The organism is Euzebyella marina (assembly GCF_003687485.1).
Taxonomy (GTDB): domain Bacteria; phylum Bacteroidota; class Bacteroidia; order Flavobacteriales; family Flavobacteriaceae; genus Euzebyella; species Euzebyella marina.
The window spans coordinates 2,599,662-2,619,922 of sequence record NZ_CP032050.1 but is presented as its reverse complement, the minus strand read 5'-3'; the positions used below and the strand labels follow the sequence as shown (position 1 = coordinate 2,619,922).

Sequence of the window (20,261 nt, the reverse complement as noted above, 5' to 3'; positions counted from 1 at the left end):
GAAATGTCCTGTAAACAGTGGCTTTAACAGACATTTTGTCTGTCTCTTTCCGTTGGTAGGGTTATTGACTTAAGCAAATCAAAAGTAACAATAAGCTAAAGATATAATCAGATGAATTTTAATAATTATACAATTAAATCACAGGAGGCCATTCAGCAGGCGCAACAGATTGCGCAGTCACTGGGCCACCAACAAATAGAGAACGAACACCTGTTCAAAGCCATTTGGGAAGTAGATGAAAATGTATTGCCCTTTATATTAAAAAAACTCAACATGAATGTTTCTATAGTGAAGCAGATTCTTGACAAAGAGCTTGAGAGTTTTCCCAAAGTATCAGGTGGTGATATTATGCTTTCCAGAGAAGCAGGCAGAACAGTTACAGAGGCCAGCGTAATTGCTAAAAAAATGGACGACGAATATGTATCCATAGAGCATCTTATTTTGGCCATATTCGGGTCTAAAAGTAAAATTTCTCAGATATTAAAAGACCAAGGTGCCAATGAGAAACATTTAAAAGCTGCAATTCAAGAATTAAGAGGTGGTGGCAAAGTAACTTCTGCTAGCGCTGAAGACACTTATAATTCTTTAGACAAGTATGCGAAAAACTTGAACGAACTGGCCGATAGTGGTAAGTTGGATCCTGTCATTGGTCGTGATGAAGAGATTCGAAGAATTTTACAGATTCTTTCGCGACGCACCAAGAACAACCCCATGTTAGTAGGTGAACCGGGCACGGGTAAAACTGCCATCGCCGAAGGGTTGGCCCATCGAATCATTCAGGGTGATGTACCTGAGAATTTGAAAGATAAGGTTATTTACTCCTTAGATATGGGTGCGCTTATTGCTGGCGCTAAATATAAAGGTGAATTTGAAGAACGTTTAAAATCGGTAATTAAAGAAGTAACCTCTTCAGATGGTAACATTGTGTTGTTTATTGATGAGATACATACATTGGTGGGTGCCGGTGGTGGACAAGGTGCCATGGACGCTGCCAATATATTGAAACCTGCTTTAGCGAGGGGTGAATTGAGGGCCATTGGTGCCACTACCCTAGATGAATACCAAAAGTATTTTGAAAAAGACAAAGCGCTTGAACGAAGGTTTCAAAAAGTGACGGTCAATGAACCCGATACAGAAAGTGCTATATCAATTCTCAGGGGGATTAAAGAAAAGTATGAAGCCCATCATAAGGTTAGAATCAAAGATGATGCGGTCATAGCTGCCGTCGAATTGAGCCAGCGTTATATCACCAATCGTTTTTTACCTGATAAGGCTATTGACCTTATGGATGAAGCAGCATCTAAACTTCGCATGGAAATCAACTCAAAGCCCGAGGAACTTGATGTACTCGACCGTAAGATTATGCAGTTAGAAATTGAGATTGAGGCCATTAAACGTGAGAATGACAAAGCAAAACTAAGTTCTCTAAATATTGATTTGGCCAATCTTAAGGAAGAAAGAAACGAGATTTTTGCCAAATGGGATAGCGAAAAATCAGTGGTCGACAACATTCAAAAGACCAAGCATGATATCGAGGAATTCAAGCTGGAAGCCGAACGGGCCGAAAGAAACGGTGACTACGGTAAGGTAGCCGAATTACGGTACGGAAAGATAAAGCAGGCCCAAGAGCAACTTGAAAAGCTTCAGGCAGAACTTCAAGAACAGCAAGAAAACGAAACGCTCATTAAAGAAGAGGTTACGAATGAGGACATTGCAGAGGTGGTTGCCAAGTGGACAGGGATTCCGGTAACTAAAATGTTACAGAGCGAACGGGAAAAGCTATTGAAGCTCGAAGATGTTCTGCATAAACGCGTTGTTGGTCAAGAAGAGGCCATTCAGGCCGTGTCGGATGCCATTCGAAGAAGTCGGGCAGGTCTGCAAGACTCAAAGCGACCTATCGGTTCCTTTTTATTTCTAGGTACCACAGGGGTCGGTAAGACCGAATTGGCTAAAACGTTGGCATCATATCTATTTGATGATGAAAATGCAATGACTCGCATCGACATGAGCGAATACCAAGAACGCCATTCGGTGAGTAGATTGGTAGGTGCACCTCCAGGATATGTGGGTTATGACGAAGGTGGCCAGCTCACAGAAGCTGTTCGAAGAAGACCTTATTCCGTTGTGCTTTTAGATGAGATTGAAAAGGCCCATCCAGATACCTTCAACATTTTATTGCAAGTGTTGGACGAGGGCAGATTAACGGATAATAAGGGGCGCGTGGCAGATTTTAAAAATTCCATTATCATCATGACCAGTAATATGGGCAGCCACATCATACAAGAGAAGTTCGAGAACAGTAACGATATTTATAGTGCTACCGAAACTGCAAGGGTTGAAGTGTTGGGTCTTTTAAAAAAGACGGTCAGGCCTGAGTTCTTGAACAGAATCGATGATATCATCATGTTCACTCCTTTGAACAAAGAAGATATTTCACAGATTGTTCGTTTACAGTTAGAGCAGTTGAAAAAAGTGGTCGCAAAGCAACATATAACTATCGATGCTACTGAAGAGGCCATCGAATATTTGGCAGACCGAGGTTTTGACCCTCAATTCGGGGCAAGACCTATCAAACGGGTCATTCAGAAAGAGGTACTCAATAAGCTATCTAAAGAGCTGCTAAGAGGTAGTATTAGTGCTGAAAGTATCGTGTTAATCGATTCATTTGAAGATGAGTTGGTATTTAGAAATCAAGAGGAGTTGGTGTAAGATTTACCAAACCTTAAAGTAAGATTAGGGCATCTTTAAAAAAGGTGCCCTATTTTTGATAATCTTAAATACCATACAGTATATAATTTTTTTATCTTCGTAAGAAACTGCACTACCATGACCACCAAAGCCGAAAGAACTACCGCTTACATCATTGAAACCGTTGCTCCTATATTTAATAAACTAGGTTACATCGGCACAAGCATGAGTGATTTGACCGAGGCTACAGGTCTTACCAAAGGTGCTATTTACGGTAATTTTGAGAATAAAGAAGCTTTAGCTTTATCTGCATTTGAGTTTAGCTCCAAGAAATTACTGGCTAAACTTGATGAGGTTCTTTCTACGGAAGGCAGTTCGTTGGATAAAATATTCGCGCTTACCGAATTTTATAGACATTATGATACCTTCACTAATGATTTAGGTGGATGCCCTATTTTAAACACTGGGGTTGACGCCCAAAACAACAATAGACTATTAGCTGCTGCCAGTAAGGAAGCTATCAAGGAAATTGAAGGAAGAATTGCCCTAGTATTGGAAAATGGTACCAAAAGCAATGAATTAAAACTTCCGGTAACACCGTTGCAATTTGCCAAGCAATTTTATACTATGATTCAAGGGGCTATTGCCATGTCTACCATAACCAGGGACCGCAAATATCTGGTCAATACGATTGCGTATCTTGAAGTATTGGTCAAAAAGGAAATTAAAAAATAAACTCTTTTTTCCCTTTCCCTCCTGAAGAGACTTTTTCTTTAAAACTAAGTTTCTTTCACAATTCTGCTAGTTGCCTACAACTCTAAATATCCACGTATTGCCTTCGTATCGACCGCTGTAGTTACTATCCCTTGCCGCACGCGCTTCTTGCATCGTATTGAACCGCTCTAAATACGCATAGTTAAAGTTGTTCTTGCTTCTAACGAACGACCCTGGATTCATACCCTTGCTCTTTAAGTCTGCCATGAAGGCATCAAAGTACTTTTTGGTTCCGAATACATTGGCAATCAGATAATATCCTGGTTCTAACCCATCTTCGGTTTTAACCTCTTCGTATTTTTCTCCCGCTTGAGGTTTTGATTCCTCCTCCTGTCTGGCCAACGCTTCTTTTCTCTTGGCTTCTTCAATAGCGGCAATCGAATCTTTTCTACGTTCCTCGGCCAACCTTCTTGCCTCTGCAATTGCTGCTTCTTGTTTGGCATTATTTATCGAGTCAAGTTTTCTGGCCTGCTCTGCTTGTTGATTGGCCAAAGCATCGGCCTCCTCTTGAGCTTTTTCGGCATTCAGCTCGGCCAATTGTTCCTGTTCGGCCTTGGCAATTGCCTTCTCCTCCTTTTCAATCTCCCTAGCGGCCAATTTGGCTTCTTTTTCAACAGTTGCTAAAGAATCTCGTACTTCTTTTTCTCTCTTTCGCAACTCTCTTTCTTCCTCTTTTTGCTGTTTCTTGGCTTCCTTTCTTTCCTCTTTCTCTTTTTTGGCCAGCTCCTGAGCATTTTCCAACTCTTTCTTAATTTGCTCGTCCCTGTTTTCAGAGTCCAGTTCGGCAGGTATTTCTTCCTCCAAATTAATATCCTGGCCGACCATTTTGTGACGATCTTCGGGTTTCCCCAAAAAGTAAGCGGCCATCAGTTCAAAAGAGGCGTCTTTGGTAATGGTCGACCCAGTCCCTAATTCCACCAAAGCACCAACAGAAAGGTGCTTAAAGAAAGTTACGCCTGCCCCAATACCGTATCCGTAAAAATTATTATATCCTAACTGCCCCCAGTATTTATCAGTATTCAAAAGGGAATATAATCCGATTTGGTTCGATTGCCCAGGAATGGTTCGGAGATACATCGAAGGGCGTAAAAAAGCATTTGTGGCACTACCTAGTGTCAAAGGAAAATCATACGACAATAGACCCATAAAGATTTTATCTTCTTTAGAAGTATTGCCTTCTTTGGCGGTAAAATTGTAATCAATTAGATTTTCAGAGGCCAAGGCCAAAGTCAATCTTTCTACAGACAGGCTTAGACCGGGCGCCATTTGAACAATAAAGTCATCGGTCGCTGTGGGCATGGGAATGGGCAGGTTAGGGTCTGTTACAAACCTATTATCGGCCAATTCTTGCTGAAAGACAAAAACATTGGCCCCAACGGAGAGTTTTACCAATTCATTCAATTCAAACTGGTGGGCATAGTTCAAGGCACCGCCTGTATTAAAGTAAACCCCGGTATTCTGCTGAATAAATGCAAGACCTGCCGCAGATTCATTATTCAACTTTCTTGTATAGTTTAGAAAAATGGTCGTTGGGTCGGCATCAATACCTTGCCATTGCCATCTTGACCAAACGGCTATAGATTGTGGGTTGTTTCGATCTAACGAAAAGGCCGGGTTGAAGAGGCTGGCGTTGTATATAGTTAGGTTATGCTGTCTTAAATCAGCGGGTAAACGCTCTTCCCTTTGTGCGTTGGCAAAAAAGAAGGCAAAGAATACAAGTGGTAGGTATAAAGTTCTCAGCATACACAAAAAAACAAAAACAACCAGCTAAACATACTTTTTTCAACTAATTTTAGTTAACATTTATGCTTGAGTTTTCAACCAAAAAACTATTGAAATACATGAAAATCAAACAAATATCAAAAATTGTAGTAATTTTCTTATTTATCGTGGGATGTAAAGATAGTCAAAAAAAAGAGCAACCTACACCTACTGAAACTGCGATTTCTACCTATTATTTTATCCGTCATGCCGAGAAAGATTTATCAAATCCGGATGATGTTGATCCAGAATTGAACCAATCGGGTCTTGGGCGTGCTATGCACTGGGCAGAGATTTTGAATGAGGTACCACTTGATGCCATCTATACCACAGATTTTCAACGAACCTCGATGACCGCTGCCCCAACGGCCGTAAAAAAAGATATTACCGTTCAATATTACGACCCGCAAACCATTGATATTGATCAATTCAAAGCAGACAATCTGAACAAAAATGTGCTGGTCGTAGGCCATAGCAATACCATACCAGACTTTGTCAACAAAATAATCAATGAAAGTAGGTATTATGAAATGGACTCCTCAGACAATGGTAGTCTTTTTATTGTTCAATTAACGAACGATATCGCTACCGCCCAAAGACTTCACTTCAACTGTAATTGCCCAAAAGAAAGGGAGTAAACCTGTCACATCTCGCAAATCAACCGAGAAAATAGGTATTCTTATTTGAATTATTAAAATTGGCTCAACTTCATTAGCTTTGCGCCATGGTTCAGAAGAACATCAATATTAAGAATAAAAGGGCAAAATTCGAATACGAATTTATAGATACCTATGTCGCGGGCATCGTACTTGCCGGCACGGAGATTAAATCGATTCGCGAAGGAAAAGCTTCAATTGCCCAAAGTTTCTGTGAGTTCAATGATAAGGGAGAATTGTTCGTCATCAATATGCAGGTCGATGAGTATTCTCATGCCTATCATTTCAACCACAGGCCTAAAGCCGAGAGAAAGCTTCTACTGAACCGTGGTGAGTTAAGAAAGCTAAGAAAAGAAGTAACGACTACTGGTCTTACCATCGTTCCGCTTAATCTCTTTATAAATGATCGAGGACTAGCCAAAGTAAAGATTGCCCTAGCTAAGGGTAAAAAGCTTTATGATAAAAGGGAAACCATCAAAGACCGGGACAATAAACGTAACCTTGATAGAATCAAGAAAAGCTTCAACAATTAATTTGCCTGGCTAGTTTTTGTTTTCAAGTAGGGGAACAAATCGAAAAGACCCGTACTGATGCATTTCAAATTCCTTTTCCGACTTTCTGATGTATAAGGTCATTATTTGGTCATCAATACCCACGGGTATCACCAACCTACCTCCTATCTTGAGTTGAGACATTAGAGCTTTAGGAACTTCTGGAGCACCTGCCGTAACGATAATAGAATCAAAAGGAGCATCTTCTGGCAGCCCTTTGTAACCATCACCAAAAATTGTCTTCTTGGGCCTGTAGCCCATTTTACCAAATAACAGTTTGGTCTTTTTAAAAAGCTCTTGTTGTCTTTCGATGGTATAAACCTTCGCCTTTAAGTGCAATAAAACTGCCGTTTGATAACCACTTCCGGTACCTATTTCCAGAATCTTGTGTCCTGCCCGAACTCCTAATAATTGCGTTTGAAAAGCTACTGTATAAGGCTGAGAAATAGTTTGATCGGCTGCAATAGGAAAAGCTTTGTCTTGATAGGCGTGGCCTTCAAAGCTACTATCCATAAACAAATGCCTAGGTATGGTCTTGATCGCTGAAAGTACTTGAGGACTGGTAATGCCCTTGTCGACCAATACTTCGGCCAACTTATTTCGCATTCCACGATGTTTTAAGGTATCTTTCAAAGGTTTGGTTTTTGCTTGGTAAAGTTAGCTTCAATATTTTCAAATCACAAGAAACAGTTATTAACGATAATGGTAACTTTTTCTTGATTACTCAAAACAAGCTGTTCTTTTAGAAGCCTTAATAATGCGTATTTTTGATCAAAACATTATTTCATGCTAAAAGTTGGGGTCTTAGGTGCAGGCCATTTAGGTAAAATACATTTGCGATTGCTTAACCAATCAGAAAAATATCAGTTGATCGGTTTTTATGATGCCGATAGCATCAACGGTAAAAAAGTAGCAGACGAATTCGGTTATCAATATTTTGAAAACATCAATACGCTAATTGATTCAGTTGATGTAGTAGATATCGTAACTCCTACCCTGTCGCATTTTGACTGTGCAAAAAAAGCCATTGAAAAGGGCAGGCATGTTTTTATAGAAAAACCTATTACCAATACACTTAAAGAGGCCCTAAAAATTCAAGAACTGGCCAAACAGTACCAGGTGAAGGGCCAAGTGGGCCATGTGGAGCGTTTTAATCCCGCTTTTTCAGCGGTTAAAGAGCAAATTAAAAACCCCATGTTCATCGAAACGCATCGCCTCGCCGAATTCAATCCTAGAGGTACGGATGTTCCCGTGGTTCTTGACCTCATGATCCATGATATCGATGCCATATTAAGCGTGGTCGATTCAGAGGTCAAGCAAATCAATGCCAGTGGTGTTTCCGTTATAAGCAGATCTCCAGATATTGCCAACGCCCGAATCGAATTCAAAAACGGATGTGTAGCTAATTTAACAGCAAGTCGTATCTCATTGAAGAATATGAGAAAATCAAGATTCTTTCAGAAAGACGCCTATATCTCGGTAGATTTTCTTGAAAAAAAGGTGGAAGTTGTGAAAATGAAAGATGCACCTGAGGTAGCAGGTGATTTTGATATGATATTACAGAACGCTGAAGGCGAAAAGAAACAGATTTATTTTGAAAATCCTGATATTGAACAGAACAATGCCATTCTAGACGAGCTTGAGACATTTGCCGATGCCATTTCAGAAAATCAGGAACCTGTCGTTACCTTGCAGCACGGCACACAAGCTTTAAAGGTGGCCCTTGAAATCATCAACTCTTTTGAGAATCAAAGCGTTCAATAAAAATCAGTTACTGAATGTCGGTTAGCAACAATCTTAGTGAAATACGAAACTCGTTACCTGAAAATGTAACGTTGGTCGCCGTATCGAAAACCAAGCCTAATGAACTACTTATGGAGGCCTATGAAGCGGGACAAAGGGTTTTCGGAGAAAACAAGGTGCAAGAGATGGTAGCCAAATGGCAAGACTTACCAAAAGATATCGAATGGCACATGATAGGTCACCTACAAAGAAACAAAGTGAAATACATGGCCGAGTTCGTGTCTTTGATTCATGGGGTGGATAGCCTTAAACTACTTAAAGAAATAGATAAAAGAGCGAAGGCGTGCGGCCGAATTATCGACTGCCTTTTGCAAATGCATATTGCGGAGGAGGATACTAAATTTGGGCTCGATAAAGATGAGCTGCAACTTTTGGTCAACTCAGACGAATTTAAATCGATGAAAAACATTCGAATTAAAGGCTTGATGGGAATGGCCACTTTTACCGATAATGAAGACCAGGTAAGAAGGGAATTCGCTTCATTAAGAGCCATATATGAAGATTTGAAGGGAAAACTGCCCAATATTGATACGCTTTCTATGGGAATGAGTGGAGACTATGCCATCGCTATAGATCAAGGAAGTAATATGGTCAGAATCGGCAGCAGTATTTTCGGTGAGCGTAATTATTGATCCCATAATCGCTTTTTCATTCCGTCATACCAATTAATGTATCTTTACAAGACTAAAAGTTATCAATGTACGCAATTCTGGATATAGAGACCACTGGCGGAAAATTCAATGAGGAAGGAATCACCGAAATAGCTATTCACAAATTTGACGGACATGAGGTGGTTGACAAGTTCATTAGTTTGGTGAATCCGGAAAAAGAAATTCAACCCTTTGTGGTCAATCTTACGGGCATTAATAACAAAATGTTACGTACCGCCCCAAAATTTCATGAGGTAGCCAAGCGTATTGTTGAAATTACCGATTCTACCGTTTTGGTTGCCCACAATGCGCAGTTCGATTACCGTATTCTAAGAACCGAGTTTAGGCGATTGGGCTACAACTTTGAAAGAAAAACATTGTGTACGGTAGACCTTTCAAAAAAATTGATTCCTGAAGCGCAATCGCATAGTTTGGGCAAACTGGTGCGTTCTCTAGGTATACCGGTCAGTGATAGACACAGGGCCAATGGTGATGCCGTAGCGACGTTAAAATTATTTAAAGTATTACTTTCAAAAGATTCCGATAAATCAATAATTAAGAGTGTAATACGAAATAAAGAGCATGGTGAACTTTCTGATAGACAACTCGATATAGTTGAGTCTTTACCTTCTGAAACCGGTGTTTATTACATGCATGATAAAGACGGTGACATCTTATATTTAGGTGATAGTACCAACATAAAGAAAAGGGTCAATCAGCATTTCACCAATTCTGGAAAAAGGTCTAGGCAACTTCAAAAAGCGACTAAAAAAGTTTCTTTTGAAAGAACGGGAAGTGAGTTAGCTGCCCAGTTAAAGACCAACGAAGAACTTATACGAAACAGACCCCGTTACAACCAAAAATTGACCAAGCGTAATTTCAGTCATGGGATTTTTGCGTCCTTAAACGAAAGGGGATATATGACCCTATCTGCTCAAAAAATAGCAAACCGAGGCAATGCAATTGCCACATTCAACAGTTTGGCAGGTGCCAAAAATTTCATTTTCAAGTTGACCAAAGATTCCACTCTCTGCCCTAAACTGAACGGTATTTCAGAAGCAAAAAAAAATTGCTCCAATTATGATTCGGGCGAATGCAAAGGCGCTTGCATAGAAAAGGAAAATGTACAGGAATACAACCAACGGGTTGAGGTGGCAATTCAACAATATTCCTTAAATGGAAAAAATGAAATCATTGTTGACAAAGGACGTGAAATAGGCGAATATTGTGCCATTTTGATTAAGAATGGTCTGTTCAAAGGTTTTGGATATTATGACTTAAACCATCAAATTAATAATATTCATATCTTAGAATCAATTATCGTTCCTATGAACGGAGATCAAAACACGACCCATATAATCGAATCTTACCTAAGAAAAAGACGGGTACTTAAAGTTTTAGAGCTAAGCAACTAAGTCTTGAGAGAACACAAACCTGACAAGGGCTGGAAGCATAGAGTCCATGAAATTATATATGAAGCCGATACCCCCATGGGTAAATGGTTCGATATACTTCTTTTCTTTCTGATTATCATAAGCGTGCTCTTGGTGATGCTCGAAAGTGTTAGATGGATCGATGCCAAGTACCATAGAACATTATTTGTTTTAGAATGGATCGTTACCGTTCTATTTACCATAGAATACATCGCCCGAATCGCTTGCATTAAAAAACCTCAAAGCTATATATTCAGCTTTTATGGTATAATTGACTTTGTGTCGACCATCCCCCTCTATCTTTCTTATATTTTTGCCGGATCACAAGTACTCTTGGCCATTCGGGCATTTAGATTGCTGAGGGTTTTCAGAATATTGAAACTGGTTCGCTTCTTAGGCGAAGCCTCACAATTAAAAAGGGCCTTGGTAGCAAGCCGCGCCAAGATTACCGTTTTTCTATTTGCCGTTCTAATTTTATCCGTCATCTTGGGCACACTTATGTATTTGGTGGAAGGAGATGAAGCCGGCTTTACCAGCATACCAACAAGCATTTACTGGACCATTGTTACGCTGACCACCGTCGGGTATGGAGATATCGCGCCTATAACTCCTCAGGGGCAATTGATTGCGACCATCATTATGTTAGTAGGTTATGGCGTAATTGCCGTACCAACGGGAATTGTAACTGTAGAACTTGGCAAGCAAGGAAAGGGAGACAAAGCAGCAGGAGGAAACCATTTTGTTCATGTAAATACCCAGGCATGCACCGTTTGCGCTAAAGAAGGCCATAGAGATGATGCAACCCATTGCTATAACTGTGGAAGCAAATTGTAATGAAAAAAACGCTTGTATCGGTTATAGGGCCTACAGCCATAGGCAAAACGAAATTGGCCATTGAACTCGCCAATCACTTTGATACCGAAATCATTTCTGCCGACTCGAGACAATTTTTTAAAGAAATGAGTATTGGCACGGCTGTACCATCTAAAAAAGAACTCGCTCAAGCCCGCCATCATTTTATTCAGCATATTAGCATATTTGAAAACTATTCTGTGGGCGATTTTGAGCGTACCGCCATTAATCTAATTACCTCTCTGTTCAATGAGAAAGATGTTTTAATATTGGTTGGAGGCAGTGGTCTGTATATAGATGCCGTGACCAAGGGATTGGATAAATTCCCTAAAATCGACTCGGAAATTCGTAAAATCCTAAACGACAGGTTGGATAAAAACGGTATTGAAGACCTTCAACTCGATTTAAAGGAAAGAGATCCTGACTATTATTCAAAAGTTGATTTATCGAATCCCCATCGGGTTATTCGAGCCTTAGAAGTCTGTATTGGTACGGGACGCCCCTACTCTTCATTTTTAAGTTTAAATGAAATAACAAGAAACTTCAACACTGTTACTGTCGGCCTTACTGCAGAGCGCCAAACCATCTATGACCGAATCAACCACAGAGTTGATTTGATGGTTAAAGAAGGTCTGGTAGAAGAGGCGCAGGCATTATTAAAACATGAAGATTTAAATGCTTTACAAACTGTAGGCTATAAAGAGCTTTTCAAATATTTCAAAAAAGAGTGGGATTTCGATTTTGCTATCTCAGAAATCAAAAAAAACACCCGAAGATTCGCTAAACGACAAATTACCTGGTTCAAAAAAAACGAAGAAGCCCTTTGGTACGATTACCAAATGAGCAGCAAAGAAATCATTAAAGACATAGAAAAAAAATTATGAGCAAAACCCCTGTCATCTTTGTTATGGGTGTATCTGGATCCGGCAAGAGCACTATTGGAAAATTATTGGCCGAAAAGCTTTCGCTTAATTTTTTTGATGGAGATGATTATCATCCAAAAGAGAATGTTGAAAAGATGGCCAAAGGGCAACCCCTAAATGATGAAGACAGAATTGGTTGGCTCGAACAACTTAACCTATTGGCGAAAGAAAATACCAAAACAGGAGCCATAATCGCCTGTTCTGCCTTGAAGCATCAATACAGGAAACTGCTAAGAAAGGGTCTGGAAAATGAACTGGAATTTGTATTTCTCAAAGGTTCGTTTGACCTTGTCTCCGAAAGACTCAGTAAACGAAAAGGACATTTTATGCCCCCTGAACTGCTCAAATCACAGTTTGAGGCGCTTGAGATACCAACAGCGGCTTTGACCGTGTCAATTGACCAAACACCGGAAGAAATTGTTGAGTCAATCATGCAACAACTTCATTTAAACTAAAAAAGCCTTGTTGACTTTTTCAACAAGGCTCCAATATGATACTTCAAGTTTCTAAAGACTAATTTTCCTCGTCTTTGATGACTAATCTGAAACCTTCGCCGTGAATATTTAAAATCTCTACGGTATCGTCTCTTTTTAAATACTTTCTAAGTTTGGCAATATAAACATCCATACTACGAGAGGTAAAATAGTTATCATCTCTCCATATTTTAGTTAGGGCGAGCTCCCGTGGCATAAGATCGTTTTCGTGCAAGGCCAATAATCGAAGTAACTCGTTTTCTTTCGGAGATAGCTTTATAGATTCTTCATCTTTATACTTCAAAAAGCGAAGTTTCGAATTCAAATGAAAATTACCAATTTGAAATTCAAATTTCTTACTATCAGCTAATGTGTTAGACGCTTTTCTTTGAAGTATTGCTTTAAGTTTCATTAACAGCACTTCAGAGTCAAAAGGTTTGTTCAAATAATCATCTGCACCCGCCTTATATCCCTTAAGCACATCTTCTTTCATTGTCTTGGCCGTTAGAAAAACGATAGGCACGTTCTCGTTCTTTTCTCGAATTTCTTTAGCCAAAGTAAATCCGTCTTTATAAGGCATCATCACATCTAGAATGCAAACATCATAGTTGTCTTTCTTGAACTTCTCAAAACCCTCCATTCCGTTCTTGGCCAGCGTAACGTCAAATTCGTTCATAGACAAATAATCTTTCAGCACTATTCCGAAATTCGGATCATCTTCGACCAGTAATATTTTCTTATTGACTGTTTCCATAGTTTTAAGTTAAATTAAAGGCAATTTAATATAGAAAGTACTTCCTTTTCCTTTTTCACTTTCTGCGTAGACCTCGCCCTGATGGTCTTCCACTATATTTTTAACATATGCGAGCCCAAGGCCGTGTCCCTTTACATTATGTAAATCTCCGGTATGCTCGCGATAGAATTTTTCAAAAACCTTTTTCAATACCGCTTTGCTCATTCCCGAGCCATGATCCTGAATCTTTAGGATTATAAAATTTTTGGCGACCTCGGTAACTATATTAACCTGTGGTGCCTTTGGGGAATACTTTATGGCATTATCAAGAATATTGACAACAACGTTGGTAAAATGCATTTCATTGGCAAGAACCTCACTACGAGCTGCATCTAGGTGAGCTTCTATAAAACCTCCCCTATCGGCAACTATCAGCTCAACATGCGCTATGGCATCTTGTATGATATCGTGAAGGTCTACCCTATCTTTACTTATATCTAATTGGTTTTTCTCGAGCTTGCTAATTCTTAGTACGTTTTCAACTTGAGCGTGCATACGCTTGTTCTCGTCTCGAATCATACTCAGATACCGCTGTATTTTCTCTTGATCTACAATTACTTTAGGGTTACGAATCGCTTCGACGGCTAAATTGATGGTAGCAATCGGAGTTTTAAATTCATGGGTCATATTATTGATAAAATCAGATTTTATCTCTGATATCTGCTTTTGCCTTATCAACTGATAAATAGCCCCTGAATAGGAAGCAACTATAACCAAAATGAACAAGAGTGACAAAAATGCCATTCCCATAATCGAACCAATCAAGAATCGTTTCTTCTTAGGAAAATTGATCAACAAAGAGAAATTAGTCTCGCCCTCGCTATCTTTAAAAATGGGAGCTTCATAAATGGTACTTTGTGCAAACTTGAATCTTTTAGACTTCACCTTGGTAGGCAAACCTCTACTGTAAATACCATATTCATATTCAATATCCCAGCCACGATTCTTCAGCTCTCTATCTAAAAGAAGCTCTATCTCCTGTTTAGACACTCGTTGATGAATCGGTACTTTTTTCGCGTATTCCATGAAAACATCATCGAACGCTGCCTTTTCTAGAGAAGTCAATCCACCGATTTTTTCTATTTTCTCAATAGGTGTCAGGGAAATATTCTTACCATCAAGGTCGAAATTCTCTTTGAAAACCATACTGGTTCTCTTGCTCGTATAATTTTTTATAGTGGTAGTATCACCACTATCGCTGCTGTCAAAGAACGTTGATGCAATGTTATAGTCCTCTTCTAAAATTCCATGAGAATATGTACGTATCTCATTAGAATTCAAATCTTTATCTATAAATAAAAAATTACGTATAGGAGTAGTTTTAGGCTCGACCCCCATACTATCTATTTGACTAAGGTACCGTTCTGAGTAGTCTCGTCGCTCTCTTCTTTCTATTTTTTCGGTAACCTCGTTTAAGATATCGATAACGGCATTCGAAAACTGCTCTTCTTTATCGTCTACGGACTGTTTTATCCAGAAACTCTGAACGAAAATAATTCCGATCAATGAGAGGCTCATCAAAATCACCAGAAGAACAAACAACCTCTTATTCATTTCAATATAAAATTAAAAATTTAACAATTAGTAAATTGTACGTTTAACCTAACCTTAACAAAAATGTTAAAACCCAATAGACACTAGGCTTTCGAGAGAAGTTGATAATGAATTTTAAGTACTTGTCGGCGCGTTTCGCCTAAATCTAGGTTTTCAATTACAAAATGAGAAAGTTCTATATTTTCAGAATCTGAAGATTGGTTTTCAATACGTTCTTTCACACTTTCTTTAGAAGCACTTTCATCCCTTAACAAAACCCTTTTTATTCTTTCTTCTTCCGGTGCAACCACAAGCACGATGTAATCATAGAATTCTTGAATGCCACTTTCAAAAATTAGGGCACTTTCTTGAATGACATACGCGGTTTCCTTTCGTTTTCGCCAGTCTTTGAAATGTTCACGAACTGCAGGATGCACAATACCGTTCATCTTTTCAAGCAAAACCCCATCATTAAAAATTTTATTGGCGATATAGTTCTTATTGAGAATGCCATCAATATATGCATCATGGCCCAAAAGTTCTACAATCCTCGATTTAACGGTTTCCGAACCAACCATTAAATTCTTGGCCTCGATATCTGAATAATATACTGGTACCCCCAACTCTTCGAACATTTTGGCTACAGTAGTCTTGCCGCTGCCTATACCTCCCGTTAAACCTACGGTAATCATGCTATTCTTCTCTCTTGATTATAAATTCCACTTCATTTTCCAGCAGCTTCGCACTATGTACTTCTTCCGGTTTCTTATTCAATTTAAGGGGAATGACATCTTTATTTGAAGATTTAATACTGTTGTAATCGACAATTACCTGAAAATCCGATTCCTCAATATCTTTTAAGCGTTTCATTTTAGCCTTGCAAAGTACAGAAGCCATTTCTGGAAACGTTCTTACTTGCGCACCTTCCGGAAAATTCACTTTTTTTATGGGTAGTTTGAATATTTTCTCTGAAAACCTGGCAATCTCCCCTTTTATGTTAACCTGATAGGTTGAGTATGTCGTGTTTTCCAATTCGGGCGATTGCAGCAAATCAACTTTTTTAGAAAAGCCAGCTGCCAAGTCTGGAAGTACTATTTTATCACTTTTCACAAAATCGATACTATCGATTTCTTCAGCCGGTCCCGTTATGGAAATAGAATCTGGTATTACGGTCATTTTACCATCTAATAAATAATTTTTGACCAAATCTAGCTCTACATTCGGCTTGACAGGCACTTTCTTGGTCTTAACCGCCAGCATTTGAAAAAACAACGTATCGTTGTCAATCTCTAACAAAGCCATGGTATTGGGCAACTGATTTTCTATTTGTCGACGGTACGTATCAGGTGTCGCGTAAAACGATTCGCCATTGGTAGGCAATTCGCTTAAATCGACATACACCCTTTTGTTTATAAAATTAAATCGAAGGAACTGAAAGCCTCCAGCCCTCAACTTTACATCGACCTCTGTTTTTGACGCCTTTTCGAACAAATAACCTTCAGGCATGTTGACGAACTCTAAATCAAAATGTGCACCGCTTACATAGGTTCTCGATAATTTATTGATGAACCAAATAAGGGCAGAGCACAAAAAAAACACAAAAAACACTTTAACCTTACGCTTTTTAAGGCCTTTCTTTATTTTCTGTATCACTTGATTTTTCAGGGTTTAAAAAAAAGTTCTGGAAACAATTGTTCCGGTTTGCTTTTGCTAAAGTTAATTAAGATAGTGGACTTTAAAAAACCTATACCATAGCCATAGAATTGGATTGAAATCGCCACCAAAACCAGTATTGCAATGGCCAGATTTTTAGTACGCAATAAGGCGTCTAAAAAAACCACTACTAAGTAACACCCATAGAAATAAATGGGTAAAACTATGCCTATTATACCTAATAGTAAAGAAATACCAAAACCGAGGATAAAAAAAGTCGGAAACCAATAGGTTATTTTAGCGGTGTGTGGATGCCATTTATTTAATATCGGCCGTACTTTACCGAATTTAAAGACCTGCTTGTAAAATTTTGACCAATCAATTCTTCTTTTGTGATAAACGAATGCTTCCGGAATCAAGCAGGTATCGTAGCCCTTTTTCCATATTCTAAAAGTAAGGTCGGGATCTTCACCAGGGTGTATGAGGCCAAAACCTCCTGTAGCTTCAAAGGCCTCTTTTGAAATGCCCATATTAAAGCTACGTGGTTGAAATTTATTTAATGCTCTTTTACTTCCGCGAATACCACCCGTTGTCAAAACAGAGGTCATTGCGTAATTAATTGCCTTTTGCACCAAACTGAACGATCGATGTGCGGCATCAGGCCCGCCGTAACAATGAACAAAACGAGCCCGTAATGCATCATCGACAGCGTTCAAATATGTCTTGGGTAAGATACAATCGGAATCAAGTACTATAAAATAATTGCCTTTTGCCCGGGTCATGCCATAATTTCGCGAATCGCCTGGCCCAGTATTATGTTTTGTCAAATATGATATCGTGATTCTCGGTGAAGCCGCCTTTTGAAATTTTCTAACGACATCTTCAGAGCTTTCAGTAGACCCATCTTCAATTATGACAACTTCAAAAGGAAATTGAAAATTCTGCACCATCATACTTGCCAAAAGCTCTTTTACCTCTTCTGGGCGATTGTATACGGGTACGATAAAAGAATAAGATAAGTTCACTTATAAAATTTCAACGGGTGTAAAAAAAATGTGTCCGGAGGGTTTCTCCAGACACAAAAATATTATTTAAACTGATTTTATTCGATTAAGAAAATTGCTCAATCACTTCTTGGCTCACACCGGTGTTAGAAAAACCACCATCATGAAATAAGTTTTGCATAGTCACTTTCTTCGTCAAATCTGAAAATAGCGTAACGGTATAATCTGCACACTCAAGAGCAGTAGCATTACCCAAAGGTGACATTTTCTCGGCATAGCTTATGAATCCATCAAAACCTTTTACACCTTGACCAGCGGTTGTAGGAGTCGGGGATTGAGAAATAGTGTTCACTCGTACCTTTTTGTCTTTTCCGAAGAAATAGCCAAAACTTCTGGCTACCGACTCTAAATAGGCCTTATTATCCGCCATATCATTATAATCAGGAAAGGTTCTTTGAGCTGCCATATAGGTCAAAGCAACAATGCTGCCCCATTCGTTCATCGCATCTGCTTTATAAAGAGATTGCAATACCTTATGGAAAGAAAGTGCCGAAACATCCCAACCCTTCGTTGTAAAATCATATTTCTCGTCGGTATAGGCCCTACCCTTTCTAACATTAATCGACATACCAATAGCATGAAGTACAAAATCTATTTTGCCTCCTAATATCTCCATTGATTGCTTAACCAAGTTATCTAAATCTTCTTCACTAGTAGCGTCAGCAGGAATAATTTCAGAACCGGTCTTTTTGGCCAACTCTTTAATTTGGCCAAGGCGCATGGCTACTGGTGCGTTGGTGAGAACAAAAGTTCCTCCTTCTTCATGAATGCGCTCAGCAGTTTTCCATGCAATGGAGTTTTCATCCAATGCCCCAAAAATAATTCCCTTTTTCCCTTTTAGTAAGTTGTATGACATGTGTTTTAAGATTTGACTAGGTTATTTTCAAATATATTTAAAATGTTGACAAAGGTAATTAAATACCCCGTTCAAACAGTGAAATAGAAATTTAACGGCTTAAAATCGATTTTAATTCAGAAGTTGCCTTGCATGGGCCATAGCCGAATCGGAAATATTATTACCCCCCAACATAGCCGCTAACTCAATAACTCTTTCTTCTGAAGACAATCTCTTCATCTGGGTTTGGGTACCGTCTCCTTCTTCAGTCTTATATACCTTGTAATGCTGGTTTCCTTTTGAGGCTACCTGTGGAAGGTGGGTAATCGAAAACACTTGCATGCTTTTGCTCATCTCTTTCATGATCTCACCCATTCGATTCGAAATTTCTCCCGAGACCCCAGTGTCTATCTCATCGAACATCATAGTTGGCAAGTTTTCGTACTTGGCCAATATCGCCTTGATGGTCAGCATAATTCGAGATAGTTCACCTCCTGAGGCCACTTTTTTCAACTCACCATAACTACCGCCTTTATTGGCCGAAAAGAGAAAGCTTAAATCATCGGTTCCGGTGTTTTTAAACTCCTCTCCCTTTTTGAGAGATATGTTAAACGATGCGCTGGGCATTCCTAGAGAGCTAAGACTAGATTCGAGTTGTTTTTTTAGCTCAGGAATTACCTTTGTTCTTTTTAAATGTAAATCATTCGATGACCTGGTAAGAGTTTCCTTTTCAGCGGCAAGCTCTTCTTCTTTCTCCTTTATTTCATTTTCCAGATTCTCGGTCTTATCGACCTTCACTGCCAACTCATCCCTAATTTTCATTAACTCGACCACATCGCTTACCCCATGCTTTTTCTGCAAATCGTATAGCTGTTGCAGTTTAGAATTGACCTCTTCCAAAGCTTCTGGGTTAGCCTCTGTGCCTTCCGTCAAATTTTGAAACTCATCGGCAATATCATCAGCTTCAATAAATAAGGATTGGATTCGGCTATTTAAATCGGAATACTTTGACCCATAGGGAGAAAGTTTGTTGGCAATTTGTTTCAGCTCAGTAAGTAAATTGACAACACCTACTTGATCATCACTTAATAATTGATGCCCGCCCGACAAAAGCTCTAAAATATTTTCGATGTTGTTCAATTCTTCAAAAGAAGCTTCTAAATCTTCTTGAACACCCTCCTTTAAAGGAGCTGATTTCAGTTCTTCTAACAAGAAACTGTTATAATCATGTTCTTTAATTGCTTCTCTTTGAAAATCGATTAAAGATTCAAGCTCTTTCTGTATTTTACGATAATGTTTAAGCTGTTTTTGATACTCATTGAGCAAGTCATGATTATCGGCAAGTGCATCGATTACTCTTAACTGAAAATCGGTTTCCGTCAGTTGCAAAGTCTGATGTTGCGAATGAACATCTATCAAATTGTCACCCAATTCAGAGAGAATTGACAAGGTAACCGGCGAATCATTAATAAAGGCACGTGATTTTCCACTTGGCTGAATTTCTCTCCTAACGATGGTCAAATCTTCATAATCAAGGTCATTTTCTTTAAAAAATGGCTTTAAATTATATTTCTTGATTTGAAATTCGGCCTCGATAATGCATTTACTATCCTTATCTTTTAAGGATGACAAATCGGCTCTTTTGCCCAATACAAGAGAGAGTCCGCCCAGTAATATTGATTTACCCGCTCCTGTTTCACCGGTAATACAAGTAAATCCTTCTTCGAAAGCTACATTTAGCTTGTCGATAAGGGCATAATTTTTAATGGAAAGATTTGCTAACACTTATAAATTTTCTTCGCTTGCGGCCACAAAGATA

At 39.0% G+C, this 20,261-nt stretch carries 19 protein-coding genes; 10 read left to right on the top strand and 9 right to left on the bottom strand.

What is annotated here, in order from left to right; all coding sequences use genetic code 11:
• Positions 1-111: 111 nt before the first annotated feature.
• Both clpB and D1013_RS11215 read left to right on the top strand, forming a co-directional pair.
• Positions 112-2,709, top strand: coding sequence for an ATP-dependent chaperone ClpB (gene clpB / locus D1013_RS11220; RefSeq protein WP_121848920.1), 2,598 nt, complete (start codon positions 112-114; stop codon positions 2,707-2,709).
• A 117-nt stretch (positions 2,710-2,826) separates the two neighbouring features.
• Positions 2,827-3,423, top strand: a complete 597-nt coding sequence (locus D1013_RS11215) for a TetR/AcrR family transcriptional regulator (RefSeq protein ID WP_121848919.1) — start codon at positions 2,827-2,829, stop codon at positions 3,421-3,423.
• 66 nt (positions 3,424-3,489) lie between these two features.
• On the opposite strand, the gene D1013_RS11210 is transcribed toward D1013_RS11215, so the two are convergent.
• Positions 3,490-5,205: a PorP/SprF family type IX secretion system membrane protein gene (locus tag D1013_RS11210; protein ID WP_121848918.1), complete on the bottom strand. Its 1,716-nt coding sequence runs from the start codon at positions 5,203-5,205 to the stop codon at positions 3,490-3,492.
• A 98-nt stretch (positions 5,206-5,303) separates the two neighbouring features.
• Here D1013_RS11210 and D1013_RS11205 point away from each other — a divergent pair, with 98 nt between their 5' ends.
• A complete protein-coding gene (locus D1013_RS11205; RefSeq protein ID WP_121850695.1) occupies positions 5,304-5,861 on the top strand; it encodes a SixA phosphatase family protein in 558 nt (185 codons plus the stop codon).
• A gap of 86 nt (positions 5,862-5,947) precedes the next feature.
• Positions 5,948-6,412, top strand: coding sequence for an SsrA-binding protein SmpB (gene smpB / locus D1013_RS11200; RefSeq protein WP_121848917.1), 465 nt, complete (start codon positions 5,948-5,950; stop codon positions 6,410-6,412).
• 9 nt (positions 6,413-6,421) lie between these two features.
• On the opposite strand, the gene D1013_RS11195 is transcribed toward smpB, so the two are convergent.
• Positions 6,422-7,063, bottom strand: a complete 642-nt coding sequence (locus D1013_RS11195) for a protein-L-isoaspartate(D-aspartate) O-methyltransferase (RefSeq protein ID WP_121848916.1) — start codon at positions 7,061-7,063, stop codon at positions 6,422-6,424.
• A 153-nt stretch (positions 7,064-7,216) separates the two neighbouring features.
• On the opposite strand from D1013_RS11195, the gene D1013_RS11190 reads away from it, so the two are divergent.
• The 6 genes from D1013_RS11190 to D1013_RS11165 all read left to right on the top strand — a co-directional run bounded on the left by D1013_RS11190 (position 7,217) and on the right by D1013_RS11165 (position 12,546).
• Positions 7,217-8,194 (top strand): Gfo/Idh/MocA family protein, encoded by a 978-nt coding sequence (locus tag D1013_RS11190; protein ID WP_121848915.1) that lies wholly within the window; start codon positions 7,217-7,219, stop codon positions 8,192-8,194.
• Between the two features lie 14 nt (positions 8,195-8,208).
• Positions 8,209-8,865, top strand: coding sequence for a YggS family pyridoxal phosphate-dependent enzyme (locus D1013_RS11185; protein ID WP_121848914.1), 657 nt, complete (start codon positions 8,209-8,211; stop codon positions 8,863-8,865).
• Positions 8,866-8,930: 65 nt separating this feature from the next.
• Complete coding sequence (locus tag D1013_RS11180; protein ID WP_121848913.1) at positions 8,931-10,298, top strand: exonuclease domain-containing protein; 1,368 nt, start codon at positions 8,931-8,933, stop codon at positions 10,296-10,298.
• A gap of 3 nt (positions 10,299-10,301) precedes the next feature.
• A complete protein-coding gene (locus tag D1013_RS11175) occupies positions 10,302-11,150 on the top strand; it encodes an ion transporter (RefSeq protein WP_121848912.1) in 849 nt (282 codons plus the stop codon).
• The gene (gene miaA, locus D1013_RS11170) at positions 11,150-12,052 is read left to right on the top strand and encodes a tRNA (adenosine(37)-N6)-dimethylallyltransferase MiaA (RefSeq protein WP_121848911.1); all 903 of its coding nucleotides are present in this window, start codon (positions 11,150-11,152) and stop codon (positions 12,050-12,052) included. The genes D1013_RS11175 and miaA overlap by 1 nt, the downstream gene beginning before the upstream one ends.
• Positions 12,049-12,546, top strand: a complete 498-nt coding sequence (locus D1013_RS11165) for a gluconokinase (RefSeq protein ID WP_121848910.1) — start codon at positions 12,049-12,051, stop codon at positions 12,544-12,546. Before miaA ends, D1013_RS11165 begins: the two co-directional genes overlap by 4 nt.
• Positions 12,547-12,604: 58 nt before the next feature.
• Here D1013_RS11165 and D1013_RS11160 read toward each other — a convergent pair whose 3' ends face one another.
• The 7 genes from D1013_RS11160 to recN all read right to left on the bottom strand — a co-directional run bounded on the left by D1013_RS11160 (position 12,605) and on the right by recN (position 20,227).
• Positions 12,605-13,318 carry a response regulator transcription factor gene (locus tag D1013_RS11160; protein ID WP_121848909.1) on the bottom strand — a complete coding sequence of 238 codons (714 nt, stop codon included), beginning with the start codon at positions 13,316-13,318 and terminating at the stop codon, positions 12,605-12,607.
• A 9-nt stretch (positions 13,319-13,327) separates the two neighbouring features.
• Positions 13,328-14,911 (bottom strand): sensor histidine kinase, encoded by a 1,584-nt coding sequence (locus D1013_RS11155; protein ID WP_121848908.1) that lies wholly within the window; start codon positions 14,909-14,911, stop codon positions 13,328-13,330.
• A gap of 83 nt (positions 14,912-14,994) precedes the next feature.
• Positions 14,995-15,582, bottom strand: a complete 588-nt coding sequence (gene coaE / locus D1013_RS11150; protein WP_121848907.1) for a dephospho-CoA kinase — start codon at positions 15,580-15,582, stop codon at positions 14,995-14,997.
• Position 15,583: 1 nt separating this feature from the next.
• Positions 15,584-16,543, bottom strand: coding sequence for a YbbR-like domain-containing protein (locus tag D1013_RS11145; RefSeq protein WP_121848906.1), 960 nt, complete (start codon positions 16,541-16,543; stop codon positions 15,584-15,586).
• Positions 16,544-16,551: 8 nt separating this feature from the next.
• Entirely contained in the window at positions 16,552-17,568 is a 1,017-nt protein-coding gene (locus tag D1013_RS11140) for a glycosyltransferase family 2 protein (protein ID WP_121848905.1), read from the bottom strand.
• An 85-nt stretch (positions 17,569-17,653) separates the two neighbouring features.
• Complete coding sequence (locus D1013_RS11135; protein WP_121848904.1) at positions 17,654-18,463, bottom strand: enoyl-ACP reductase FabI; 810 nt, start codon at positions 18,461-18,463, stop codon at positions 17,654-17,656.
• Between the two features lie 111 nt (positions 18,464-18,574).
• Positions 18,575-20,227 carry a DNA repair protein RecN gene (gene recN / locus D1013_RS11130; RefSeq protein ID WP_121848903.1) on the bottom strand — a complete coding sequence of 551 codons (1,653 nt, stop codon included), beginning with the start codon at positions 20,225-20,227 and terminating at the stop codon, positions 18,575-18,577.
• Between the last annotated feature and the right edge of the window lie 34 nt (positions 20,228-20,261).